Annotated in this window: 22 protein-coding genes and 1 pseudogene; 13 read left to right on the top strand and 10 right to left on the bottom strand. The window is 66.6% G+C overall.

Annotated elements, in window-relative coordinates:
• Nucleotides 1-3: 3 nt before the first annotated feature.
• A complete protein-coding gene (gene scpA, locus OCH7691_RS22345; RefSeq protein WP_139839876.1) occupies nt 4-2,169 on the top strand; it encodes a methylmalonyl-CoA mutase in 2,166 nt (721 codons plus the stop codon).
• A 4-nt stretch (nt 2,170-2,173) separates the two neighbouring features.
• Complete coding sequence (gene meaB / locus OCH7691_RS22350; RefSeq protein ID WP_245826633.1) at nt 2,174-3,196, top strand: methylmalonyl Co-A mutase-associated GTPase MeaB; 1,023 nt, start codon at nt 2,174-2,176, stop codon at nt 3,194-3,196.
• A gap of 37 nt (nt 3,197-3,233) precedes the next feature.
• On the opposite strand, the gene OCH7691_RS22355 is transcribed toward meaB, so the two are convergent.
• From OCH7691_RS22355 to OCH7691_RS22365, 3 genes are all read right to left on the bottom strand, one after another.
• The gene (locus OCH7691_RS22355; protein ID WP_085885841.1) at nt 3,234-3,986 is read right to left on the bottom strand and encodes an enoyl-CoA hydratase/isomerase family protein; all 753 of its coding nucleotides are present in this window, start codon (nt 3,984-3,986) and stop codon (nt 3,234-3,236) included.
• A gap of 79 nt (nt 3,987-4,065) precedes the next feature.
• Nucleotides 4,066-4,797 (bottom strand): GntR family transcriptional regulator, encoded by a 732-nt coding sequence (locus OCH7691_RS22360; protein WP_176245211.1) that lies wholly within the window; start codon nt 4,795-4,797, stop codon nt 4,066-4,068.
• 40 nt (nt 4,798-4,837) lie between these two features.
• Entirely contained in the window at nt 4,838-5,806 is a 969-nt protein-coding gene (locus OCH7691_RS22365; protein ID WP_139839872.1) for an NADPH:quinone oxidoreductase family protein, read from the bottom strand.
• A 124-nt stretch (nt 5,807-5,930) separates the two neighbouring features.
• Here OCH7691_RS22365 and OCH7691_RS22370 point away from each other — a divergent pair, with 124 nt between their 5' ends.
• The 3 genes from OCH7691_RS22370 (at nt 5,931) to OCH7691_RS22380 (ending at nt 8,928) form a co-directional block, all read left to right on the top strand.
• Entirely contained in the window at nt 5,931-6,722 is a 792-nt protein-coding gene (locus tag OCH7691_RS22370) for an enoyl-CoA hydratase (RefSeq protein ID WP_085885844.1), read from the top strand.
• Nucleotides 6,719-8,311: an ATP-dependent acyl-CoA ligase gene (locus OCH7691_RS22375; protein WP_085885845.1), complete on the top strand. Its 1,593-nt coding sequence runs from the start codon at nt 6,719-6,721 to the stop codon at nt 8,309-8,311. Before OCH7691_RS22370 ends, OCH7691_RS22375 begins: the two co-directional genes overlap by 4 nt.
• A 215-nt stretch (nt 8,312-8,526) precedes the next feature.
• Nucleotides 8,527-8,928, top strand: coding sequence for a VOC family protein (locus tag OCH7691_RS22380; protein ID WP_085885846.1), 402 nt, complete (start codon nt 8,527-8,529; stop codon nt 8,926-8,928).
• Between the two features lie 45 nt (nt 8,929-8,973).
• Here the strand turns inward: OCH7691_RS22380 and OCH7691_RS23450 are convergent, their stop codons facing one another.
• The gene (locus tag OCH7691_RS23450) at nt 8,974-10,929 is read right to left on the bottom strand and encodes a GumC domain-containing protein (protein ID WP_085885847.1); all 1,956 of its coding nucleotides are present in this window, start codon (nt 10,927-10,929) and stop codon (nt 8,974-8,976) included.
• A 227-nt stretch (nt 10,930-11,156) separates the two neighbouring features.
• Between OCH7691_RS23450 and OCH7691_RS22390 the strand changes: the two genes are divergently transcribed.
• From OCH7691_RS22390 to OCH7691_RS22400, 3 genes are read left to right on the top strand one after another with little or no spacing between them, the layout of a single operon-like run.
• Complete coding sequence (locus OCH7691_RS22390; protein ID WP_139839873.1) at nt 11,157-12,047, top strand: DMT family transporter; 891 nt, start codon at nt 11,157-11,159, stop codon at nt 12,045-12,047.
• Between the two features lie 42 nt (nt 12,048-12,089).
• On the top strand, nt 12,090-12,821 hold the full coding sequence (locus OCH7691_RS22395; protein ID WP_085885862.1) for an SDR family NAD(P)-dependent oxidoreductase: 732 nt from the start codon (nt 12,090-12,092) through the stop codon (nt 12,819-12,821).
• Between the two features lie 27 nt (nt 12,822-12,848).
• On the top strand, nt 12,849-13,436 hold the full coding sequence (locus OCH7691_RS22400) for a 2-hydroxychromene-2-carboxylate isomerase (protein WP_085885849.1): 588 nt from the start codon (nt 12,849-12,851) through the stop codon (nt 13,434-13,436).
• A 55-nt stretch (nt 13,437-13,491) separates the two neighbouring features.
• Here the strand turns inward: OCH7691_RS22400 and OCH7691_RS22405 are convergent, their stop codons facing one another.
• On the bottom strand, nt 13,492-14,610 hold the full coding sequence (locus OCH7691_RS22405; protein WP_217808206.1) for a M14 family metallopeptidase: 1,119 nt from the start codon (nt 14,608-14,610) through the stop codon (nt 13,492-13,494).
• A 166-nt stretch (nt 14,611-14,776) separates the two neighbouring features.
• On the opposite strand from OCH7691_RS22405, the gene OCH7691_RS22410 reads away from it, so the two are divergent.
• The 3 genes from OCH7691_RS22410 to OCH7691_RS22420 all read left to right on the top strand — a co-directional run bounded on the left by OCH7691_RS22410 (nt 14,777) and on the right by OCH7691_RS22420 (nt 17,023).
• The gene (locus OCH7691_RS22410; protein ID WP_085885850.1) at nt 14,777-15,214 is read left to right on the top strand and encodes a hypothetical protein; all 438 of its coding nucleotides are present in this window, start codon (nt 14,777-14,779) and stop codon (nt 15,212-15,214) included.
• 144 nt (nt 15,215-15,358) lie between these two features.
• Nucleotides 15,359-16,045 carry a fumarylacetoacetate hydrolase family protein gene (locus tag OCH7691_RS22415; protein ID WP_085885851.1) on the top strand — a complete coding sequence of 229 codons (687 nt, stop codon included), beginning with the start codon at nt 15,359-15,361 and terminating at the stop codon, nt 16,043-16,045.
• Nucleotides 16,046-16,528: 483 nt separating this feature from the next.
• Nucleotides 16,529-17,023, top strand: coding sequence for a CYTH domain-containing protein (locus OCH7691_RS22420; RefSeq protein WP_085885852.1), 495 nt, complete (start codon nt 16,529-16,531; stop codon nt 17,021-17,023).
• Between the two features lie 12 nt (nt 17,024-17,035).
• Here the strand turns inward: OCH7691_RS22420 and OCH7691_RS22425 are convergent, their stop codons facing one another.
• From OCH7691_RS22425 to OCH7691_RS22435, 3 genes are all read right to left on the bottom strand, one after another.
• Complete coding sequence (locus tag OCH7691_RS22425; RefSeq protein WP_085885853.1) at nt 17,036-17,797, bottom strand: ParA family protein; 762 nt, start codon at nt 17,795-17,797, stop codon at nt 17,036-17,038.
• Nucleotides 17,794-19,374, bottom strand: coding sequence for a CHAD domain-containing protein (locus OCH7691_RS22430; protein ID WP_085885854.1), 1,581 nt, complete (start codon nt 19,372-19,374; stop codon nt 17,794-17,796). Before OCH7691_RS22430 ends, OCH7691_RS22425 begins: the two co-directional genes overlap by 4 nt.
• Before the next feature lie 161 nt (nt 19,375-19,535).
• Nucleotides 19,536-20,105 carry a hemerythrin domain-containing protein gene (locus tag OCH7691_RS22435; protein ID WP_176245212.1) on the bottom strand — a complete coding sequence of 190 codons (570 nt, stop codon included), beginning with the start codon at nt 20,103-20,105 and terminating at the stop codon, nt 19,536-19,538.
• Between the two features lie 170 nt (nt 20,106-20,275).
• On the opposite strand from OCH7691_RS22435, the gene OCH7691_RS22440 reads away from it, so the two are divergent.
• Nucleotides 20,276-21,031 carry a metallophosphoesterase family protein gene (locus OCH7691_RS22440; RefSeq protein WP_217808207.1) on the top strand — a complete coding sequence of 252 codons (756 nt, stop codon included), beginning with the start codon at nt 20,276-20,278 and terminating at the stop codon, nt 21,029-21,031.
• Nucleotides 21,032-21,050: 19 nt separating this feature from the next.
• Here the strand turns inward: OCH7691_RS22440 and OCH7691_RS22445 are convergent, their stop codons facing one another.
• Nucleotides 21,051-22,037: a zinc-dependent alcohol dehydrogenase family protein gene (locus tag OCH7691_RS22445; protein WP_085885856.1), complete on the bottom strand. Its 987-nt coding sequence runs from the start codon at nt 22,035-22,037 to the stop codon at nt 21,051-21,053.
• A gap of 91 nt (nt 22,038-22,128) precedes the next feature.
• Nucleotides 22,129-22,377 (bottom strand): hypothetical protein, encoded by a 249-nt coding sequence (locus OCH7691_RS22450; RefSeq protein WP_085885857.1) that lies wholly within the window; start codon nt 22,375-22,377, stop codon nt 22,129-22,131.
• 180 nt (nt 22,378-22,557) lie between these two features.
• Between OCH7691_RS22450 and OCH7691_RS23455 the strand changes: the two are divergent.
• Nucleotides 22,558-23,056, top strand: a pseudogene (locus OCH7691_RS23455) (hypothetical protein); the annotation flags it as partial.

A 23,056-nucleotide genomic window follows, 5' to 3' on the forward strand; every position in this document is an offset into this window, starting at 1 on the left:
AGCCTGCCCGATTTCTCGACCCTGCCGCTCGAAAGCGGCGAGAGCCCTTCGGCCGCGCCGCGTGGCGCCGCGACGCCGGCGGACGGCGGCCTCTGGCGCACGCCGGAGAATATCGACGTCGCGCCGCTCTACACGGCCGCCGATCTGGACGGGCTCGATTTCCTCGACACGCGGCCGGGCCTGCCGCCGTTCCTGCGCGGCCCCTATCCGACGATGTACGCGACCCAGCCCTGGACGATCCGCCAGTATGCCGGTTTCTCCACGGCCGAGGACAGCAACGCGTTCTACCGCCGCAACCTCGCGGCCGGGCAGAAGGGGCTTTCGGTCGCCTTCGATCTCGCCACCCACCGGGGCTACGATTCCGATCATCCACGCGTCTCGGGCGATGTCGGCATGGCCGGCGTGGCGATCGATTCGATCCTCGACATGGAGACGCTGTTCGCCGGCATCCCGCTCGACAAGATGAGCGTCTCGATGACCATGAACGGTGCCGTGTTGCCGATCATGGCGCTCTATATCCTCGCCGCGGAAGAGCAGGGCGTGGCGCCGGAGAAACTGTCCGGGACCATCCAGAACGACATCCTCAAGGAGTTCATGGTCCGCAACACCTACATCTACCCGCCGGCGCCATCGATGCGGATCATCTCCGACATCTTCGCCTATACCTCGGAGAAGATGCCGCGCTTCAACTCGATCTCGATTTCCGGCTATCACATGCAGGAAGCCGGCGCGACGGCCGACCTGGAACTCGCCTACACGCTCGCCGACGGCGTCGAATATGTCCGCTGCGGGATCGCCGCCGGGCTCGGCGTCGACGCCTTCGCGCCCCGTCTCTCGTTCTTCTGGGCGATCGGCATGAACTTCTTCATGGAGGTCGCGAAGATGCGCGCGGCCCGGCTGCTCTGGGCCAAGCTGATGAAGCCGTTCGGCCCGGCCAGCGACAAGTCGCTCAATCTCCGCACCCATTGCCAGACCTCGGGTTGGAGCCTGACCGCGCAGGACGTCTTCAACAACGTCACCCGGACCTGTGTCGAGGCGATGGCGGCAACGCACGGCCATACCCAGTCGCTGCATACCAACGCGCTCGACGAGGCGCTCGCCCTGCCGACCGATTTCTCCGCCCGGATCGCCCGCAACACCCAGCTCTTCCTGCAGCAGGAGGCCGGGACCTGCCGGGTCGCCGATCCCTGGGGCGGCAGCTATTACGTTGAGCGTCTGACCTATGAGCTGGCGCGCCGCGCCTGGGCCCATATCGAGGAGGTCGAGGAGGCCGGCGGCATGGCCAAGGCGATCGAGGCCGGGATCCCGAAAATGCGGATCGAGGAAGCCGCCGCGCGGACCCAGGCGCGCATCGATTCCGGCCGTCAGACCGTGGTCGGCGTCAACAAGTACCGGCCCGAAGGGCGCGAGGAAATCGACGTCCTCAAGGTCGACAACACCCTTGTCCGTCGGCGCCAGATCGCCAAACTGGAACAGCTTCGCCGCGACCGCGACAGCGGCGCGGTGACCGCGGCCCTGGCGGCGCTGACTGCCGCGGCACGCGACGGCAGCGGCAACCTGCTGGCGCTTGCCGTCGACGCGGCCCGGGCGCGGGCGACGGTGGGCGAGATTTCCGGCGCGCTGGAGGAGGTCTTCGGCCGCCACAAGGCCGACATCAAGTCGATCATCGGGGTGTACAAGAGCGAAGTGGGACAGAACGAAGCGAGCTTTGACGAGGCGCGCACGCTGATCGAGACCTTCGAGGATCACGAAGGCCGGCGGCCGCGCATCCTGATCGCCAAGATGGGCCAGGACGGGCATGACCGCGGCCAGAAGGTGATCGCCTCGGCCTTCGCCGATCTCGGCTTCGACGTCGATATCGGCCCGCTCTTCCAGACCCCGGAGGAGGCCGCCCGGCAGGCGGTCGAGAACGACGTTCACGTGATCGGCGTGAGTTCGCTTGCCGCCGGCCACCTGACCCTCGTGCCGGCGCTCAAGGCGGCGCTGGAAGCGGCCGGCCGGCCGGACATCATGATCGTCGTCGGCGGCGTCGTGCCGCCGCAGGATTACGACGCGCTCTACGCCGCCGGCGTCAAGGCGATCTTCCCGCCGGGTACCGTCATCTCGAAGGCGGCAGGCGAGCTTCTGCGGAAACTGAGCGAGCAGCTTGGCTATTCCAGCGCGGCCTGACGGCGTGAACGACACGGCCCGACCCGGCCTGCGGCCCGTCCTCGACCTCGATGCCTATGTCGCCGGGGTCCGTGGCGGCGAACGCGCCGTGCTGGCGCGTGCCATCACCCTTGTCGAAAGCCGCAAGGCCGATCACCGGGCACTCGCCGAACAACTCCTGAACGCCGTCCTGCCGGAAACCGGTCGGGCCCGGCGGATCGGCATCACCGGTGTGCCGGGCGTCGGCAAGTCGACCTTCATCGAGGCGCTCGGCACCTGGCTCACGGCGAAGGGCCATCGTGTCGCGGTGCTGGCCGTCGACCCGACCAGCCGGCGGACGGGTGGCAGCATTCTCGGCGACAAGACGCGGATGGCGAAGCTCGCGACCGATCCGGACGCCTTCATCCGGCCCTCGCCGACCGCCGGCACGCTCGGCGGCGTTGCCCGGCGGACCCGCGAATCCATGCTGCTTTGCGAGGCGGCCGGCTTCGACGTGGTGCTGGTCGAGACCGTCGGCGTCGGCCAGTCGGAAACCACCGTTGCCGACATGGTCGACTTCTTCCTGGTGCTGGCGCTGCCCGGTGCCGGCGACGAGCTTCAGGGCATCAAGAAGGGCGTCGTCGAACTGGCCGACATGATTGCCGTCAACAAGGCCGACGGCGACAACCGCCGGCGTGCCCAGGCGGCGGCGCTCGACTTTCGCCGGGCGCTGCACGTCCTGAAACCGGCCAGCCCGAACTGGTCGCCGCCGGTGCTGCTCTGCAGCGCGCTGGAGGGCGAGGGGCTGGAGGCGATCTGGGACGGCATCAACGATCATGCCGCCGCGCTTGGCGGGAGCGGCGAACTGGCGGCACGGCGCCAGGACCAGCAGTTGCGCTGGATGTGGTCGCTGGTCGAGGAGCGGCTGACGATGGCGCTGAAGGCCGCGCCGGACGTTGCCGCGTTGCTGCCGGAGACCGAGCGGGAGGTCCGCGAGGGCCGGCTCAGCCCGGGAATCGCCGCCGACCGGCTCCTCGCCGCATTCGGCCTGACGACGCCGAAGGACTGACCGGCAGCGCGGCAGCGGCGGGCGCGCGGCGCCCGCTTCAGAAATTCTGAATCAGCCGGGTCGTTTCCGGATCCAGGAATGCCGCGACCGTGGCGTTGGTTTCGGAAACCATCGCGGCATGCATGTCGGTAACCGCGTGCAGGCTGAGTGTCCGCTTCATGGAGCGCACGGCAAGGGACGGCAAGGCAGCCAGCTTCCGCGCGACACCGAGGGCTTCGTCCTGCAGCTGTTCGTCGGCGACGACCTTCCAGGCCACTCCCATCCCGAGCAGGGTGCGGGCATCGTATTTCTCTCCGAAGTACAACATTTCCCGGGCTTTCTGCAGGCCGACCAGGGCGGGCAACAGGGATGTTACGCCACCCGTCACGAAGACATTCAGGGAGACCTCGGGAAAGAACCCCTTCGCGCTCTCGGCCCAGACCGGGAAGTCGCAGTTGATCGCCCATTCCATGCCGCCGCCCGCTGCCCACCCATTTATGGCGCCGACCACCGGCTTGTCGCCGAACAGGATCGCGTGGGACACGGCCTGTATATCGTTCACGAGCAGGCGTGCTTCGGCTTCGTTTTCCGGGTGAATATGTTCGTTCCGGTCGTCGCCGGCGCAGAATGCCCGTCCATTCCCGGTGAACAGGATTGCCCGGGTTTCCGGGTCGGCACCTGCCTCCCTGAATGCCTGCGCGACGTCACGGACGAGTTGCCGGTTCATTGCGTTCAGGCTCTTGGGGCGATTGAGCGTGATCTTGCGAACGCCGGGTTCGACGATATCGCTGAGTAGCGTTTCATAGGTCATGGTTCGTCCTTCTTCCGCATGCCGGGGCCGACTGTCTCGCCGCACCGCGCCCATGGTGCCGGGGGCAGGTGGGCATGTTTCATGTTCTCCGGCTTCGCCTGGCGGGGCGAACGAGATTGCTGACAACGCCGCTCAGGCGGGGCTTCCAGTAATCCCAGGCGCCCGCCCAGTCCGCATCGACCAGGGCGCTTGCTTCGACGGCGTCCCGTCGCCGGAAGGCGGCCAGGAGCTTGCGGTGACCGGCTGCGTGCTCCCGGTACCAGGATCCGTTCGGGGCCCGGTAGAGATCCGGGATCATGAAGAACCGCATCAGGTTCGCGCGCAGCTCGGTCACCATCCGGATGGTATGTTTCTGGTTGGAGCGAACGATCGGCAGCATGTGAAAGTTCAGGTTGGTGAAATACCAGCTCCTCGGCTCGGTCGGGCCGCTTTCCACCTGTCGGTTGAGTTCGTCGAGTTCGGCGATGTCGTCGTCGCTGAGATGAGGGACGCCAAGCAATGTGCCGCGGCTTTCGAGAAGCCGGACCAGTTCGAACAGCTCGTGCAGTTCGTCGATCTCGAGAAAGCTGACAACGGCGCTCCTGTTCGAGGTCCACTGGATCAGCCCTTCGGCGGTCAGCTGCCGCATGGCCTCCCGCAGCGGGATACGGCTGGTCCCGTATCTGACGGCCAGTTCCTCCTGCTTCAGTCGCGTTCCCGGCAACAGTTCGGCATGAACGATTGCCGAGCGCAGTTGCCCGGTGATCTGGTCGCCGACCGATTGCGTGCCCGCGCGGTCCGTTGCGAGAGATGGATAGGTTGTCTCGATCACTGCCGTTTGTTCCTGATCTGCTGACCACCACGGGAAGACACTAGGCTGACAGCACCAGCTTGCCGCCGACCTCTCTGTCCGCAAGTCGTCGGAGTGCCTCGGGCAAGCTGTCGAAGCCGCTCACTCCCGCCACCGGGGGCCTGATCCGGCCGGCAGCGAACTGGTCGACCAGCGGCGGCCAGAGCGCCGCGATCCTGCCGGGGTTCTCGTGGCAGGTCAGGCCGAACGAGGAGCCCAGGACGGCGATGTGCCGTACCAGCACATGGTTGACCGGGCATGTCGGTAGCGCGCCCGACGCGAAACCGAGGGTCACAAGCCGCCCGGCGTATCGGAGCGCGCGGAACGCCACCTGGAAGAACGCGCCCCCGACCGGGTCGAAGGCGACATCGATGCCTTTCGGCGCAAGGTCGCGCACGGTCCGGAGAAGATCCGCGCTGCGGGAGGAGACGACATGGTCCGCGCCGCGGTCCCGTGCGATCGCCGCCTTTTCCGGGCTGCCGGCGCAGGCAATGACATGCGCGCCGATGCGATGGGACAATTCGGTGAGCGCCGAGCCGACGGCGCCCCCCGCGCCGCCGACAAGGACCGTCTCGCCTGGCGACACCTGGCCGCGTTCCAGCGCCAGAGCGGCGGTTCCGTAGGACACCGGGAACGCCGCCGCGTCGGGCCAGGGAACGGAGGCGGGGAGCAGGGCCGCGTTCGCCGCCGGGACCGCGACAAATTCCGCGTATCCGCCGTATTCGACATAGGCCGCGACCCGGTCGCCGGGCGCGGCATGCCGGACATCGGTGCCAACCTCTTCCACGATACCCGCCACTTCCATGCCGGGGCTGAACGGAAAGGCCGGACGTGCCTGGTATTGTCCCGCGATCAGGACAAGGTCGGCGAAGTTGACGCCCCACGCCTCGGCGCGGACAAGTATCGAACCGGGCGGGCAGGCCGGCTTTGGCAGATCACCGAGGACGAGGTCCCGCGGCCCGCCCCATTTCTCGCAGATCCATGCGCGCACCCTCTTCGATCTCCCCTCTTGTCGAACGCCATGCGAGGACCAGGCAGAGCTGACGGCGCTTGACAAAATGTATACATTATACTTTTCTGAGGTGCAATGGGATCGATCGTGACGGGAGGCCCGAATGCCGGGGCGAGAAGAGAACCTGCTGTTGTCCGACCTTGATTCAGGGGGCGTTCTCGTTCTGACGATGAACCGCCCGGAAGCCTACAACGCCTTGTCCGTGGATCTCATACATGCGCTCACCGGGGCGGTCAGGGCCGCGATGGAGAACCGGGACGTTCGCGTCATTGTCTTGCGCGGCGCGGGGCGGGGTTTCAGTGCCGGCCATGACCTTGCCGAAGTCCTGAGCTTCGAAAGCGATGACGAGCACCGGGCCCTCCTGGAATCGTGCGCGGCCATGATGCAGTTGCTCGACAGCTGCCCGAAACCTGTCATCGCGGCCATTCACGGTTCGGCATTCGCCGCCGGCTGCCAGCTTGTCGCGACCGTCGATCTTGCCTTCGCCGAGGAGACCGCGCGGTTTTCCACGCCGGGTGTCAACATCGGCTTGTTCTGTTCGACGCCGATGGTGGCGCTTTCGCGCGCGGTTTCGAGTAAGCGCAGCCTGCGCATGCTGCTGACCGGGGCCCCGATCTCGGCGGCGGAAGCGGCGGCCATCGGCCTGATCAACGAGGCCGTGCCCTCCGAACGGCTGGACGAGACGGTCATGTCGGTCGCGCGTGAAATCGCGTCCAAGTCGTCCTACGTCGTTCAACTCGGGAAAGCCGCGTTCAAGGCGCAGAAGGGCATGGAACTGGCCGATGCCTATTCCTATTGCAACGAGGTCGTCGTCGAGAATCTGAAGGCTCGGGATGCTTCCGAGGGTATTTCGGCATTTCTCGAGAAACGCGATCCCGAGTGGAGCGACTCTTGAGCATTCTGCCGGAACCCCGGATCACCGGCGTCGCGGATCTGCTTGAAACTCGGGCCCGAGAGTTTCCGGACACGCTGTTCTTCCTGATGAACGATACGGCCGACACGTTCGGCGCCTTCAACAGACGGGCAAATCGCTTCGCCCACGGCCTCGCCGGTTTCGGCATCGGCCCCCGCGAGATCGTCGGCGTCATGATGCCGAACGCGCCGGAGTTCATGTATGCCTGGTTCGGGATACTGAAACTCGGTGCCGTCGAGGTCCCGATCAACACGGCGCTTCGCGGCCAGGGCCTCTCCTTCATCATCAATGTCTGCGAGATGCGCGTCCTGATACTGGACGAAAGCAATCTGGAGCAGCTGGCGGAAGTCGCGGACCAGCTTGAGGCGCTCGAAACCGTCATCCTGCGGGGCGACGTGACCCGCGCCCGGGCGGTGCTGCCCTTTCGCATCGTCGCCTACGAGGACGTCCACGCCGGGCGGGACGGCGATCCCGAGCGCCCGCCTGCCGATCCGTACGAACCGGCGATGATCATGTTCACGTCGGGGACGACGGGGCGCTCGAAAGGCTGCGTTCTCTGTCACCGGTACCTGATTCACCACGCCGAACTCGTTCGGACGCAGTTCCGGATCACGCGCGACGACACGCTCTATTGCCCCTTTCCCCTGTTTCACGCCGATGCGGCTTACCTGACGATCCTGCCGGCCATCCTGACCGGATGCCGCGCGGCATTGAGCGAGCGGTTCAGCGCCTCACGCTACTGGAGCGAGATCCGCAAGTACGGCGCGACCGTTTTCGATTTCATGGGCGCGACGCTGACGATCCTCTGGAAACAACCGCCGCAACCGGATGACGCCGACAACCCGGTGCGCCTCGCCTGGGGCGTACCCATGCCGGAGTTCGCCGACGCCTTCGAAAAGCGTTTCAACCTCAAGCTCGTGGAGGTCTACGGGCTGACCGATGCCGGGGTGGGGGTCTATCAGCCGCTGGACGAACCGCGCCGCCCCGGCGCCTGCGGAAAGCCGGTGGACAGTTACGAATACCGGATCTTCGACGATCTGGATCGCGAACTGCCAACCGGACAGTCGGGCGAGATCGTCGTTCGCCCGCGTGAACCCGGCATCATCATGAACGAGTATTTCAGGATGCCGGGCGAGACACTGGCGGCAATGCGGAACCTCTGGTTCCACACCGGGGATGTCGGCTTCTTCGACGAGGATGGATACCTTCATTTCGTCGGACGGAAGAAGGATTCCATTCGCCGTCGCGGTGAGAACATTTCCGCGTTCGAGATCGAGGAAGCGGCCAATCTGCATCCGTCCGTGCTGGAAAGCGCCGCGATCGGGGTTCCTTCCGAGCTTTCCGAGGACGATGTGATGCTCTTCGTCGTGCTGAAGGACGGGCATGAGCTTTCGCCCTGCGATCTGATCTCGCACTGTGAGAAGACCATGGCCCGCTACATGGTCCCGCGTTATCTCAGGTTCCTCGATTCCCTGCCGAAAACGCCGACGGAGAAGGTCGAGAAATACAAGCTCGCCGACCTCGCCGGGGCACCGGGCCGGTGGGACAGGGATGCGGACAGCGCGCCCTAGAATTCCACGTATCGTTCCGACCGCTGGAAAGACCCTTCGCAGGATCCTGCCGCGATCCGCTGCCGCCTGCGGCATTGCGGTGGTACAGGGCCGGCGGGCCGTGCGCGGCGCGACAGCAGGTAACAAATCTTCAAGACCGGAACGATCCGGCTTGCCATCATCGGCCCTGAAAACCGATCACCGACAACCGAACGTCGACAACGGAGAACAGGACGATGGGAACGACGATCATTCCGACAATGCGCTATCGCGACGCGGCCGCCATGATCGACTGGCTCGGCCGCGCCTTCGGATTCGAACGCCACCTCGTGGTCGAGGACGGCGCCGGCGGCATCGCCCATGCCCAGCTTGTGCGGGGCGAGGCGATGATCATGCTCGGCAGCGCCAGGGACGACGCCTTCGGCCGCCTGCAACAGCCGCCGGCCGATCTCGGCGGCACCACCCAGAGCGCTTACCTGGTGGTCACCGACCCGGACGCGGTGCATGGCACGGCAAAGGCGGCGGGGGCCGAGATCGTCATGCCGCTGGTCGACAACGATTACGGCGGGCGCGGCTTCTCGGCCCGCGACCCGGAGGGTCATCTGTGGAATTTCGGCAGTTACGACCCCTGGGCGTGACGAGACGCAGCGCGGCGGGCGTCGAGCCCGCCGCCCGCACCGTCTTCACTTGTCGATATTCTCTTCGAGGATCTGCGAGGTGCGGAAGCGGTCGACCAGGATCCACTTGTTGAGCCGGGTCCGGTCGTCGCCCTTGTGGTAGAAGGCGAGCTTGTTGTAGTGCATGAAATACTTGTCGCCGACCTTCTCGACCGTGGTCACGCCGAACTCGTCCCAGAGATAGTGGTAGGTCGTACCGGTGACCGTCGAGATGCTGGAGCGGCTGAAGCTGGTGTTGAGCTTCTCGCGCCGGTTGAGATCGTAGGTGATCTCCATCCGCGCCCACTCGATGCCGCCCTCGACCTCACGCTTCAGGGCCTCTTCCGCCGCCGCGCGCAGCTCTCCGTCAGTAGAGCGGACCTTCGGCACGCGCATTTCCGTGAGCGCGATCTCGGTCAGTTCGTCGAGCCGGACAAGGGCCGCCTCGACGCGCGCCTTCTCGGCCACGCGATCGTGGTCGGAGCCGCCGGTCGCCTCGTCGAAGGCGGCGGCGATGGCGACATATTCGAGGCCTTCGTTGAGACCGTTCACGGTCTCCTCGAACTTGCCCTCGCCGAGCAGCCGGTTGGCGACCTGGTGCGGGTCGGAGGCGTCCGTCGTCTCGACGAAGGTGGCCCGGTCCATGGCGATGCCGACCTTGCCGTTCACCAGCTGGGTCGCCTCGTTCATCATCTCGTCGAGCGTCCGGCGGGTGTTCGAACCGATCCAGAAGAGCGCGCTCGACATCTTCTGCTTGTCGATGATGCCAAGCGGCTGGATCGACTGCAGCCAGGCGGAATCCTTCTCCTGCTCGGCATACCATTGCGTGACGGATTCACCCCAGGCGCGGACCTGCTCCTTCTCGAGCGGATCGGCGAGGCGGGCGGGGAAATTGTCGCTCTTGTACTTCTCCTGGATCGCCACATAACGGGCGAGGATCAGGCCGTATTTCTCGGTCAGCTGATCGGCCTGGGCGATCCGTGCGGCAAGCGTCCGGTCGGCCTTGTCGAGATTGGCGCGGATCTCGAGGACCGCCGGATGGTCCTGCTTCGGCAGGCCGTCGAGTTCGCCGCGCAGGGTGGCGAGATAGCCGCGATAGGTCTCCTGCCGCTCGGGCGGCTGGAGCAGGCCGATATTCTCCGTCTCGGTGCCCTTGAGCGCCTTGTAGACCTTGTCGGCAGTCGCTTCGACCTTTTGCTTTTCCTCCGGCGTCAGGTCTGCTGCGGCGGCCTCGACGCGGCTGTCGAGGAACGTTTCCAGCTCGTCGAGCCGGGCTGCCTCGGCGACCACGTCGGGATGATCGTCGCGGCCAAGCGCGGCAAGCTCGTCGCGCACGATCTGGATGTCGCCACGGGTCTTCTCGGCGTTCGCCGGGTTCTGCAGGTCGACCGACTTGTAGGACTCGAGACGGGACCTGAGGCCGTCGGTCTTGCGCTTCACGCGCGACAGCCGGGTCTTCTCCAGCGAGCTCATCTCGGCCGCGGCGGCGCTGGTTGCCGGTTCGGCGGTCGAGGGGGCGGTCGTCGTCTGGGACGGCGCGGTCGTGGCGGGGGCGCTGCCGCCCGAGGCGGGAAGATTGTCGGCCTGTGTCGCCGGTTTCGCGCCGCCGGCGGGGGCGTTGGCGATCGCGACGATATCCTGGTTGAGCGCGTTGTAGAGGGTCACCGCCTCGGCATATTCCGGGCCTGTCTTGACCTTGGCCGCCTTCAGCTTCTGGCCGATCCGGCCGAGCTGGCCCATGTAGGCCTGGCCGGTCGACTTGTCGCCGGGCTTCAGCGCCTTGACCTTCTCGGCGAGGCTTTTCAGGTCGCGCAGCGCGAGCGTGACGCGCGGGTCGGCCTGGGCGACGAGGATGCCGTCATGGGCGCGGACGGCGGCGAGGGCATTTGCATCGGCTGCCCGGGCCGGGGCGTCGGGCAGGGCGGCCGCACCGAAGGCGAGGGCGAGCCCGAGGGCGGCGGCGGAGCTGACTGCTGGTTTCATGGCTTTCTGATTTCCCGTTGTCGTGTCGCCCTGCGTGAGCGCGCCATCCAAGTAAAACTAAACAAGAAGATCATCACATGCCAGCCCGGGCGGTTCCGTGACGGCGGCTACAGGGTCGTCCGGCGCGCAAGCTACCCGACCTCTGCAACGCAGCATTGCCGAAGGGCCGCTTGCCGGGACGCCAGAAAACGCGTCTTCTCGCAAGCTGGACCGGAAGGGATGTGACGATGCAGGTCGAGCGGGCGATCGACGGACGGCAGGCGAGTGGCGCCGCGCTGGGCATCCTCTGCATCTTCGCGGGCGCCGCGGCGATGAGCGGGCTCGACGCGATCGGCAAGTTCCTCGTCGAACGCTACCCGGTGATGCAGGTGCTCGGCATCCGCGCCGCGCTGGCGGTCGCGTTCCTGGTGCCGATGATCATGTACCAGGGCGGGCTGAAGGTGCTCCGGACCGACCGGCCGTGGGTGCATCTCGTGCGGGCGAGCGCCGGGATGGCGGCGTTCCTCTGCTTCTTCTTCGCGGTACGGGTAATGAATCTGGCGGACGCGGTCACGGTCGCCTTCGCCGCGCCGCTGTTCATGACCGCGCTGGCGGTGCCGATCCTGGGCGAGAAGGTGGGCATTCGCCGCTGGTCGGCGACGATCGTCGGTTTCCTTGGCGTGATGCTGGTGGTCGAGCCGACCGGCGGACTGGCGCCCGGCGCGCTGCTGGCAATCGGCGCCGCCGTCTTCTATGCCCTGGCGCAGGTCGTGACCCGATCGCTCGGGCGGACCGAATCGATGCTGTCGCTGGTCGCCTACATGTCGATCATGCAGCTCATCGTCGCCGGCGCCGTGACGCCGTTCGTCTGGGTGCCGGTCGATCCGGCCCACATATGGCTGCTGGTCATGATGGCGGTGCTGGGCCTCGGTGCCCATTACCTGACGGCTGTTGCCTATTCCCGCGTCGCGGTGGCGATCCTGGCGCCGTTCGAATACACCGCCCTTCTCTGGGCGGTCCTTCTCGGCTATCTCGTCTTTCAGGAAATTCCCGCCGGCAACGTCTGGCTCGGCGCGGCGATCATTGCCGGGGCCGGGCTCTACACGGCCTATCGGGAACGCGCCCGCAGGGCGGGCTGAGGCGGGGTCGGAGCGGGGCGCGGAGACGGACAACCGATGACGATGACCGGGGAAAAGGGTGTCGCGCTGGTGGTCGGCGCCGGCGAGAGCACGGGCGAGGCGGTCGCGCGCCGTTTCGCTGCCACCGGTCACTTCACCTGCATGGCGCGGCGGAACGGCGACAGGCTGGCGCCGATCGCCTTCGATATCGAACGCAAGGGCGGGCGCGCCCGCGGCTTCAACTGCGACGCCCGCCGGGAAGCGGACGTGGTCGCCCTGTTCGACGAGATCGAGGACGTCATTGGTCCGCTCGAGGTCGTGGTCCACAATGTCGGCGGCAATGTCCGCTACCCGATCCTCGAGACGACGACGCAGAAATATTTCAAGGTCTGGGAGATGGCCTGCTTCTCCGGCTTTCTGGTCGGCCGGGAGGCGGCGCGGCGCATGGGCCCGCGCGGCCGTGGCACGATCATCTTCACCGGCGCCACGGCGAGCGTTCGCGGCGGCACCGGCTATGCCGCCTTTGCCGGCGCAAAGCACGGGCTGCGCGCGCTCGCCCAATCGATGGCCCGCGAACTCGGGCCGAAGGGGATCCACGTCGCGCATGCGGTGATCGACGGACCGATCGACACCCCGTTCATCCGCGAGGGCTTTCCCGACATGGTCGCCGCCCGCCCGGCAGATGGTCTGCTGTCGCCCGAAGCAATCGCCGAAGCCTATTACGCACTGCATCAACAAACGCGGTCCGCATGGAGCCACGAGGTCGATTTCCGGCCCTGGGTCGAACCATGGTGAGACCGATCCACGGAAGGAGAGAGCAGGATGTCCAAGACCATTGAATTCTATTACGACGTCGGCAGCCCGGCGGCCTACCTGGCATGGACCCAGATCCGGCGGCTGGCCGAGGAGACCGGCGCCACGGTCGACTTCCGCCCGATGCTGCTCGGCGGCGTCTTCAAGGCGGTCGGCAATACCAGCCCGGCCGACATTCCGGCAAAGGGGCGGTATTTCTTTCGGGACATGAAGCGCTACGCCAGCCGCTATGGCGTGCCGTTCCGCTTCAACCCGCATTTCCCGATCAACACGCTCAACCTAATGCGCGGCGCGATCCTCGCGGGCAAGCGCGGTGAATCCGATGCCTATCTGGATGCCGTCTACCCGGCGATCTGGCGTGACGAGAAGAACATGAACGACCCGGCGGTGATCGGCGAGGTGCTGACCGCCGCGGGGCTCGACGCCAAGGCCTATTTCGAGGGCATCGCCGACCCCGAGATCAAGGGCGGACTGATCGCCTGCACCGAGAAGGCGGTGGAGCGCGGCATCTTCGGCGCCCCGACCTTCTTCATCGGCGACGAGATGTTCTTCGGCCAGGACCGGCTCGACTGGGTGCGCGAGGCCGCCGCCGCCTGAGGCGTCGACGGGCGGCGCGGGCCTTCCAACCCGCTCCGGCACCCCGGACCGCAATCTAGAGCGTGGCGAGACCGCGCTGCATCGCGCCGATCATCTGGCGGCTGCGGAAGATCACCATCTCGCGCCAGTCGTCGGTTGCCGGATAATAATGGTGACGGATCCGCGCCTTGATCCGCTGCGTCTCGGGCGAGGCCCAGTCGAGCCTGCCATAGGCATGCAGCCAGTGATCCTCGCGCAGCGCGAGGCGGCCAAGCTCCGGGGAGTAGGTGCCGTATTCCAACGCCACGTAGACATGCCGGTCGCCTACCGCGCGGGTCCAGCCGAATTCCGACATGCCGACCTTCGGCACCGAGGACGAGGTCCCGAGATCCGGCTCGGTCAGGCTCTCGCCGACCCACTGGCGGGCGAGCGCATGCCCCTTCGAGCCCGGCCGGTTGCCGCTGATCGGCTCGCCATAGGAAAACGGGCCGAGCCCGGTGTGGTAGTCGATGACCGCGTTCATGCGGCGCGAGGCGAGATCGTTGTCGGCGATGATGGATTCCAGCGTGCCGCGCGCCCAGGTCGGCGCGGTGCCGCCGAAGAACATCCCCGACGGGTGGCGATACTGGCCCCCGCCGCGGGCGATCTGGAAGGCGCGCTCGCCATGTTTCTCGCGCCAGGCGGCGATCTTCGCCTCGGCGGCGTCGAAGACGGCTCCGTCGAGGGCGGTCGGCACGAAGGCGTCGGCGAGTTCGTCGTAGCCCGGGTTGTCCGGGAGCGGCTCGGCGAAGTCGACCCAGTTCCGGTTCAGGTCGACGCCTTCTTCTGTGACCCGGCGCAGCCAGGCGAAGCCGTAGGGATTGATCGCGTGCACGAGCAGGGCGGCGCTGCCTTCGGGCAGTCGCTCCGGCCCGCCGATCCGCATCCAGTCGACCATCGCGCCGGAACCGGTGAAGCCTTCCACGCCGTGTGTCGCGGCGATCATGACGAGCACCGCGCGGGCATCGTCCGGACCGAACCATGCGGTATCGGTGGCCAGGGTTTCGCCGTCCGGTCCCTTGTTGGGGTTGAGGTAGGCGCGCATGGCGGCGGCGCCTGCGGCCTCCGCGGCGGCGAGGAACTTGCCGCGCGCCTCCGCATAGTCGGCGGAGAAACAGTCGTGAATGTCGGTACCGAAATCGAACATGACACGCATCTTTCGCAATTGTCCGGGCGGCACCACCTTAAGGTTGGCAACGGGGCCGCGCCACAGTGATCGCGCTGCGGGTGAAGCGGTTGGCGGAAGCGGCCGCGAGGCGGTATAACCGGGCGTGCGGGCCGCCCCGTCCGCTTCATGACCGGTCGAATGGGAGGAGTTCCATATGAGTCGCCTTATCGCCTTCGCCTGCACGGTGCTTGCCGTTCTCGGCTTTACTGTTCCTGGCACCGGCGCCGCCGCCTGGGCCGAAGATGGCAAGCTCGGGATCGAGCTCAACAAGCTCGAGGACACCGACGGCGCCTGCCGCGCCTACCTGGTCTATCAGAACGGCACCCAGATGGACTTCAGCGCGCTGAAGATCGATCTCGTGATGTTCGGCAGCGACGGGGTGATCAACCGGCGGCTCGCCGTTGACGGGGCGCCGCTGCGCGCCGGCAAGACCAGCGTGCGGCTTTTCGATATCCGCGGCCTGGCTTGTGCCGAGATCGCCCGGATGCTGGTCAACGACGTTCTCGAATGCGAGCAGGGCGGTGAGGCGAAGGGCGACTGCATCGACCTCGTGACCACCTCGAGCCGGGCTTCGGCGGTCCTGGAACGCTGACCGCAGCCTGCCGGGACGACTGCTCTCCCGGACTGTTGGGTAGGCCAACACAACGACTGGAATCGCGGCGCGGCATCTGATAGGCACGGAGATCGGGTCAGTTGCGCGCCGCGCATCCGCGACGCAGTGCAAGGGGATGAGGTCATGGCGTATGTAATCGAACCGGCCGAGCAGGCGGCCGCCGCGGTCGCCGGCAGCGAGGATCGGTTTCCCGTCCGGCGGATCTATTGCGTTGGGCGGAACTATGCCGCTCATGCTCGCGAGATGGGCAAGGATCCGGATCGCGAGCCGCCGTTCTTCTTCATGAAGCCGGCCGACGCGCTGGTCGCCAACGGCGCGGCCGTGCCCTATCCGCCGGAAACCGCAAACCTCCACCATGAGATCGAACTGGTCGCGGCGATCGGCAGGGGCGGCTGCAATATCGCCGAGGCCGACGCGCTCGACCATGTATGGGGCTACGGGGTCGGCATCGACCTGACCCGTCGCGACCTGCAACTCGCCGCCCGCGACAAGGGCCGGCCGTGGGATACCGGCAAGGGCTTCGATCACTCGGCGCCGCTGTCGGCACTGCACCCGGCCAGCGTAATCGGCCATCCGTCGCGGGGGCGGATCTGGCTCAGCGTCAATGGCGAGATCCGTCAGGACGCCGATATCGCCGACCTGATCTGGTCGGTGCCGGAAACGATCGCCTGTCTCTCTGCCCTGTTCACCCTCGTGCCGGGCGACCTGATCTATACCGGGACGCCCGCCGGCGTCGGCGCGATGGTCCGGGGCGACCGGATCGAAGGTGGCGTCGACGGGATCGACGGGATTTCCATCACCCTCATCTGATCGCCGGTTCGTTCCGCAGACCCCGCGCAGCCTTGCGGCGCGGCGGTTGGCGCGTGGCCAACAAAATCACCTTCGAGGCGAATAATCCGAATTTGGCCCTTGAATCGGCATGTCCGTCGCGTTATATACTCACTGAGTAGATTGAGTACTCAGTGATTTGTTGTTTCCGGCGGTAACCTTTCGTTAGTGGATTGGCGTTATCGTAATAATCAGTGAGCAGTTGATTCAGCGAGATGTGGCGCGACCGGTACCGCCCGGAAGCCGAAATCGAACTGGAAGTAGTGTCAGTACCGAGTGCGTAGTTGCGTAGCGTTTCAGTGTCAGTACCTGATCTCGTCCCCCAGACGAATCGAGGGCACTCGGAGCTCAAGACCGTCCTCCCCCCCCCGGTCCGGCGCTCCGTGGCGGCCAGTCGCCCGGCGACTGGTCGCCCGCTCTGCCCCCGGCGTTGACCGGGACGGCGCGCTGGCTTAAATGCCGGACATGACCGCAAATATCGAAATCGAACGAAAATTCCTCGTCGCCGGTGACGGCTGGCGATCTTTGGCCGATTCCGGAACGGTGATCTCGCAAGGCTACCTCGCCGAGCAGGGAACGCTGTCGATCCGCATCAGGCGTTATGGCGAGCGCGGAATCCTGACCATCAAGAAAGGACAGGATGCGCGGCGCCGGATGGAGTTCGAGTATGACGTCCCGCTCGCCGAAGCCGAGCAGATGCTTCAGGAACTCTGTCCCAGTCCGCCGCTTTCCAAGACTCGTTACCGGGTGCCGCACGATGGCCGGACCTGGGAGGTGGACGTCTTCCACGGCGTCAACGAGGGGCTGGTCATGGCCGAGATCGAATTCGGCGAGGGCGAGGAAATCGGCGCCCTGCCGGATTGGGCCGGCCGCGAGGTCACCGACGACCGCCGCTATCTCAACGGCAGCCTCTACAAGTCGCCCTGGTCGACCTGGGGGCCGGCCGAGGGGTCCCGCTGACCCTGCCGTGAATCATGCGCGGCGTGTCCGGGCTGGCAAGCGATCGCGGATCTCCCGCCACAGGGCGCGATAGCAGCCTGCTGCCGTCGTCCGCGGCGCGAAGGCCGGAACCGGGGCCCGTTCGATGCCCATGCGCTCGATATCGCTCGAATAGGGGATCGCCGAGGAGAGGATACCGAGGGCCTTTCGCGTTTCGTCCTGTGTCAGTTCCCTGTGCAGTTTCTTCCGCCGGTCGACCATGCTGAAGAACGGCAGGAAATTCGGCGTCCTGATGTCGTTCTCCCGGCAGAACTCGACCGTCTGTTCATGGCTCCGGATGGAAAGCGTGGTCGGGATCAGCGGCACGATGATCGCGTCCGCGGCCCGCAGGATGTTCTCCGACAGCAGGGTCAGTCCGGGCGGACAATCGAGGAGCACGATGTCATAGTCGTTGCCGAGCGGCTTCATCAGCTGGCGCAGCCGGCGGGTGGATTTCTTCTCGGCGTCGAGCAGGATATCGAAATTGCGGTAGGACATGTCCGCCGGCAAGAGGTCGAACCGCTCGAAATCGGTCGCCTTGACGAGCGAAAGCAGGTCTTTCTTGCCCTGGATCAGCTTCCGCGCGCCGCCCTTCACCTTGTCCCTGATTCGCAGATAGAAGCTCGACGCGCCCTGCGGATCGAGATCCCACAGCAACACCCGGGCACCTTCGTCCGCGGCCAGATAGGCGAGGTTGACCGCCGTAGCGGTCTTGCCGACTCCGCCCTTCATGTTGTGGACCGCGAGATAGATCATGCCGGTATCCCTTTCCGGGTCTTGTCGCCGCGAAACAGCGCGCGAAAGCGCTTGTCGTTCTCCGTGCCGGCGAAGCGTCCGAAGCGGGCCTGGAATTCCGCCCGTGCCGCATGCATCCGCCCGTCGAACTGTTCTACCAGTGCCTCGATCGCCTCTTCGGCCTTGCGCGGCAGCGCGTCGCCGGCACGCAGTTCCGTCTCGTAGGCGCGCAGCGTCTCCGCCTGCACGGCGTAATCCTGGAACGCGCCGAGATTGTCCTGGAAGCGCTTCAACTGACCGATCAGGACGGTGATATCCCGTTTCGGGAACAGCGAGCGGAAGAATTCCATCAGATAGCGCAGATCCTTGCAGCGCTTTCGGAGTTCGTGGAGGGCTTCCGCCGGCGAATTGTCGTCGATCGCGGCCCCGTCACGGACGATGCGGCGATAGACCTTCCAGATCCGAGCCCGGGCGAAGTCGAGCGCGCCGGGTTGGTCCTCCACGTCCGCGTCCTCAGGCGCCTGTTCGAGGAACCGGCGCCAGTCGGCGAGGAACTGGCGCGTCGGCCTGGCCGAGAAATAGCGGAGCATCCGCTGCCGGGCCTTGCCGCGTTTGGCGGCGATATGGGCGGCGAGGACATCGATGCCGGGGCCGAGCCGCTTCGGCAGCGCCTTCCGGTACTCGGTCATGTGCAGCAGGTAGACGTCGAGATCGCGGGTCTCGCCGGTCGAGGCCGCGAGGCGCTGCAGGCGGAGGCGCGCCCTGGTCCGTTCGGCCTCGGGCAGCAACCCGGACAGATGTTTGAGCAGCGACCGGGAACGGCGCAGCGCGACGCGGTAATCGTGCAGGAACTCGCTGTCGATGTCCCGCCGGGTGCCGGCCTCGTTGACCTCGATGGTGTCGAGCAGGTCGCGGAGGATCGCGCGCGCCGCGCTCGACGCCGGCTGCCCGGGGCGGAGGACGACATCGACCTTGCCGCTGTAGCCGCCGGCCGGCCGGCCGTTCGCGGCGGCGGCAAAGGCGACGACATCGGTCGGTGTCAGCGCCGCGACCCCGGCCTGGCGAAAGGCCTGACCGATCCTGCGCGAGATCTTGCCGTAGCCGCGCAGGCCGTCGATGTCGATGGTGCGGAACCGCCCTGTCCTCCGGCCGCCGGCGAGGCCGCGTGCGGCGAACTCGCGTTCATGGAGCCGGGCGACGGTCTTCTCGTTGTCGTCGAGAAGGGCGAACTCCCGGCTCCGGGCGGTCGCCCGCCCGACCGGCATCAGGGCCCGGATGTCGAGTGCCGCCGCGAGCGTCTCCGCCAGCGGGCTCATCCCCAGTTCGGCGGGCCACGAAGGCGGCGCCTTGCCGGGCCATTCGGTGACGAGGGCCGGCTCGGCCGTCCTGTCCGGCAGCCATTCGAGCCTCCGCCCGCCGTCCCGTTCGGCGAGCCGGAGAACATGTCCGGCGCGGAAGAGGCGCCAGTCGAAACTGTCGAGGAAAAGCCAGTCGATGCGGGATGCAGGACCTTTCGCGACCGTCAGTCCGGTCGGCAGGCGGGCCAGCCAGGTCAGCGACCCGGCGTCGTCCGGTATCCGATAGATCGCGTGTATCAAGTTCTCGTCCGCCGGTCAGGCCATCAGCCGCGGCCGCGCCCTGCGGGAGCAGGCCATGTCCGCGGTCAGCATATGCAGAACCGTGACAGTATCGTGAAGTGAGTTCGAATGTGAGGGGAATGGCCGGATTTCACGACCCGGTCCGGGGTCTGTGCCCGGGATCAGCCCCTGTTGCGGGACCTCTCGGCGTCAATCTCGAGGATCTCGCGGCGCAGATCGGCGAACCGTCCCTCGTTCCCGGCGCCGAAGAGCGGATCGTCGCTCGCCTCGACAACAGCCTCCAGGGCGCGCCAGTCGGCCTCGGAGAGCAGGCGTCTGGCGAGCGGCAGGAATTCGGCTTCCTCCTTCATCATGTGCTCCCTGTTGGCGCGTATGAAGGTTTCGATGGCCTCGGCGACCGTCGCGCGGGGCAATTGGGTGTCGGCCAGGACGGCCTCGACCAGGGACGCGAAGCGTTTGCTCAGTTCCGCGAGCCGCCGATGCTCGTCGCGCAGATCGCCGATCCCGGCGGCCAGGCCCGGATCGCGTTTCACCATGCGTTCGTAGACCAGGTCTTCCTTCGGGTGATGGACCCGGTCGGGATAGACATCGCAGTATTCGACGACGTCGCTGATCAGGTCCCACGCCGGCTGTTCGCCGTTCCGGAACCGCTCGAGCTGCCGTTCGAGCGCGGCCAGCATCCGGTTAAGGTTGCGGTGATCGGTCTGGATCTGCCGAATCAAGTGGGTCATGCCAACCTCCCTGTGCTGCAACGCCGATTCTCGCGTTCCGGAGACCCACCGCATTGATCCTGCGCAAGGCGCCCCGGCGCCCCGGGGCTTGACAATTCGTGGCAGCCCGGTGCCTTTGAAGACGGGTCGGCCGGGACTGCCGATGTCCGCACAAGACGGAAAGGGATCCGTTGATACTGAGAGCCTTTCGCCGGTCGGCGCCTGCGAAGACGGCGCGGCCGACAGAGGACAGCCGCATCTACGCCGTCGGCGATGTCCATGGTTGTTTCGACCTCTGGCGCCTGTTGAAAGCCAAGATTCTCGACGATGCCGCACAGGCAAATCGGCCGCGCAACGTCGTCGTGCTGCTGGGCGACATCGTCGACCGCGGCCCCGATTCCTGCGCCATGGTGGAGGAACTCTGCGGCGATCCCCTGCCGGGCTTCGAGATCCTCTGCCTCAAGGGCAATCACGAGGACTATCTGCTCCGCTTTCTCGACGATCTCTCGGTCGCGCCGAGCTGGCTCACCTATGGCGGGCTCGCGACCATGCGAAGCTACGGTATCGATGTGCCGGACGACTATCACCGGGACCTGCCGATCGAGGCCCTGCAGGCGGAATGGCGCGAACGGCTGCCGGACCATCACCGGGACTTTCTGCGCGGGCTGAAGGAAATCCATGTCGAGGGGGACTTTGCCTTCGTCCATGCCGGCGTCCGGCCCGGTATTCCGCTGGAGCTGCAATCGTCGGAGGATCTGCTGTGGATTCGCGGGCCGTTCCTGAACAGCGGCGAGGATTTCGGCAAGGTCATCGTGCATGGCCACACGATCTCGAATGCCCCGGAATTCCGTGCCAACCGGATCGGGATCGACACCGGCGCCTTCGTGACCGGACGGCTCAGCTGTCTCGTCCTCGACGCAGACGAGCGTCGCATCATCGAGGCCTGAGCGGGCCGTCGACGCGGCGTCAGGGGATCAGCACCGCCGCGCCCTGGAGGTGCCCGTCGCGAAGATCGCTAAGCGCGTCGTTGGCCCGGGCCAGCGGATAGCGCCGGATATGGGTTCGTACGGGCACTTTCGGCGCGATCGCCAGGAAGTCGATGGCGTCGCGCCGGGTCAGGTTGGCGACCGAGCGGATCACTCGCTCCTCCCAGAGCAGGCGATAGGGAAAGCCCGGGATGTCGCTCATGTGAATGCCGGCACAGACCACGGTTCCGCCGGGCCGTATCCGCGCCAGCGCTTCCGGGACGAGGGCGCCGACCGGGGCGAAGATCACGGCCGCGTCCAGCAGTGCCGGCGGTGCCGCGCCGGACGGCCCTGCCCAGGCCGCACCGAGTTCGCGGGCGAAAACCTGCGCCGCCTCGTCGCCGGGCCGGGTGAAGGCGTGAACCTCCCGTCCTTCGTACAGCGCCACCTGGATCATGATATGCGCCGCCGCGCCGAACCCGTAGACGCCGATCCTGTGCGCCGTGCCGGTCATCCGGTAGGCGCGATGGCCGATCAGCCCGGCACAGAGCAGGGGCGCCGCCTCGGCATCCTCGTAGCCCTCCGGTAGCGGAAAGACATAGCGCGCGTCGGCGCAGGCATAGTCGGCATAGCCGCCGTCGATCCGGTAGCCGGTGAAGGAGGCGTCGGGGCAGAGATTCTCCTCGTCTCGGCGGCAATAGTCGCAAGTCCCGCAGGAGAATCCGAGCCAGGGAATGCCGACGCGGAGGCCGGCAGGGAAGCCTTCTACGCCGGAACCGCAAGCGACGACGCGGCCGACGATCTCATGTCCGGGAATAATCGGGATCTTCGGTTCGGGCAGGTCGCCGTCGACGACATGGAGATCAGTACGGCAGACGCCGCAGGCGGCGACCTTGACCAGCACCTCGCCCGGGCCGGGGTCGGGGCGGTCCCGTTCGACCGCGTCGAGGCGGCCGGCTGCCGCCCTGTTCAGGATCATCGCGCGCATCGTACTCGCCTGTCGGGAGCTGTCGGGTACTTGCGGTACGATAGCAGATCCCGGCCCGCTTTCGCGCGGTGCCGCGCGGTGCCGCGGCGGGTCAGGGCGCGCGGCTACCCATCTGGCGCAGCAGATTGGCGAGGAAGCCCTTGATCGCCTGCTGATCCGGCGGCTGCGGCAGGCTCATCACCTGGCCGACGAGAATATTGGCGAGCCGAAGCGTATCGTCGGCACTGAGAGCGATACTCATGCGCTCGTCCGGCTGATCGGCCAGATATAGCCCGAGGCCGATCTCGTTCCGTGCCTCGCTGCCGACGACGCTGGCCTTCACGATGTCGTTCGTGTTCATGCGTGGCGTCTCCTCGCTTTCCGGCGGGAAGGATCGCCGGAAAAGCTTTCAGGTTTGGTTAATGAGGCCTGAGCGGCGTGTCCGATGCGGGAATTCGTTCAGCGACGGTTCATATCGGATCCTGCAATGCTTAGATTAGGAAAACCGGGAGGGCGCCGCGCGGCAGGAATGAGAGCAGACATGCAGAGATCCACGATAACGCTGTTTCAGACAGCTGCACTGGTCGCGTTTCTGGTTCCGGCGGTGGCGTCGGTTCCGGTTTGGGCCTCTGACGAGCCGGTCCGGCTGGCCCAGGCGACGGCGGGGGAGGCGACATCGTCGATGCCTGCGGAGGCCAGCGCCACCGCGTCCGATACGACGACCGTCCTTCCCAAACCGAAGCCGACCGATCCACAGGCGAACGAGCCGCCCGCGCAGGCCACTGCGCCGAACCCGATCGCCGGCGCCATGAGTGCTGCTCCGGCAGACAATGCGGCAGCAGACGAGAAGGCCGCCCCCGCGGCGCAAGGTGTGCCCGCGACCGACACCGCTGCCGAGAAGCCCGATACGCCTGCGACCGACACCGCCGCCGAGAAGCCCGACGCACCGGCGACCGACACCGCCGCCGAGAAGTCCGACGTGCCGGCGACCGACACCGCCGCCGAGAAGCCCGACGCACCGGCGACCGACACCGCCGCCG

The sequence above is a fragment of the Oceanibacterium hippocampi genome (assembly GCF_900172325.1).
GTDB lineage: Bacteria > Pseudomonadota > Alphaproteobacteria > Sneathiellales > Sneathiellaceae > Oceanibacterium > Oceanibacterium hippocampi.

What these genes read in the sequence shown, in the direction of transcription:
- OCH7691_RS22355 (WP_085885841.1), bottom strand. Translation starts at nt 3,986, where the DNA reads ATGACCTATGAAACGCTACTCAGCGATATCGTCGAACCCGGCGTTCGC.
- OCH7691_RS22395 (WP_085885862.1), top strand. Translation starts at nt 12,090, where the DNA reads ATGACCGGGGAAAAGGGTGTCGCGCTGGTGGTCGGCGCCGGCGAGAGC.
- OCH7691_RS22400 (WP_085885849.1), top strand. Translation starts at nt 12,849, where the DNA reads ATGTCCAAGACCATTGAATTCTATTACGACGTCGGCAGCCCGGCGGCC.
- OCH7691_RS22390 (WP_139839873.1), top strand. Translation starts at nt 11,157, where the DNA reads ATGCAGGTCGAGCGGGCGATCGACGGACGGCAGGCGAGTGGCGCCGCG.
- OCH7691_RS22410 (WP_085885850.1), top strand. Translation starts at nt 14,777, where the DNA reads ATGAGTCGCCTTATCGCCTTCGCCTGCACGGTGCTTGCCGTTCTCGGC.
- OCH7691_RS22425 (WP_085885853.1), bottom strand. Translation starts at nt 17,797, where the DNA reads ATGATCTATCTCGCGGTCCACAACATGAAGGGCGGAGTCGGCAAGACC.
- OCH7691_RS22380 (WP_085885846.1), top strand. Translation starts at nt 8,527, where the DNA reads ATGGGAACGACGATCATTCCGACAATGCGCTATCGCGACGCGGCCGCC.
- OCH7691_RS22450 (WP_085885857.1), bottom strand. Translation starts at nt 22,377, where the DNA reads ATGAACACGAACGACATCGTGAAGGCCAGCGTCGTCGGCAGCGAGGCA.
- OCH7691_RS22370 (WP_085885844.1), top strand. Translation starts at nt 5,931, where the DNA reads ATGCCGGGGCGAGAAGAGAACCTGCTGTTGTCCGACCTTGATTCAGGG.
- OCH7691_RS22445 (WP_085885856.1), bottom strand. Translation starts at nt 22,037, where the DNA reads ATGCGCGCGATGATCCTGAACAGGGCGGCAGCCGGCCGCCTCGACGCG.
- OCH7691_RS23450 (WP_085885847.1), bottom strand. Translation starts at nt 10,929, where the DNA reads ATGAAACCAGCAGTCAGCTCCGCCGCCGCCCTCGGGCTCGCCCTCGCC.
- OCH7691_RS22420 (WP_085885852.1), top strand. Translation starts at nt 16,529, where the DNA reads ATGACCGCAAATATCGAAATCGAACGAAAATTCCTCGTCGCCGGTGAC.
- OCH7691_RS22435 (WP_176245212.1), bottom strand. Translation starts at nt 20,105, where the DNA reads ATGACCCACTTGATTCGGCAGATCCAGACCGATCACCGCAACCTTAAC.
- OCH7691_RS22405 (WP_217808206.1), bottom strand. Translation starts at nt 14,610, where the DNA reads ATGCGTGTCATGTTCGATTTCGGTACCGACATTCACGACTGTTTCTCC.
- OCH7691_RS22415 (WP_085885851.1), top strand. Translation starts at nt 15,359, where the DNA reads ATGGCGTATGTAATCGAACCGGCCGAGCAGGCGGCCGCCGCGGTCGCC.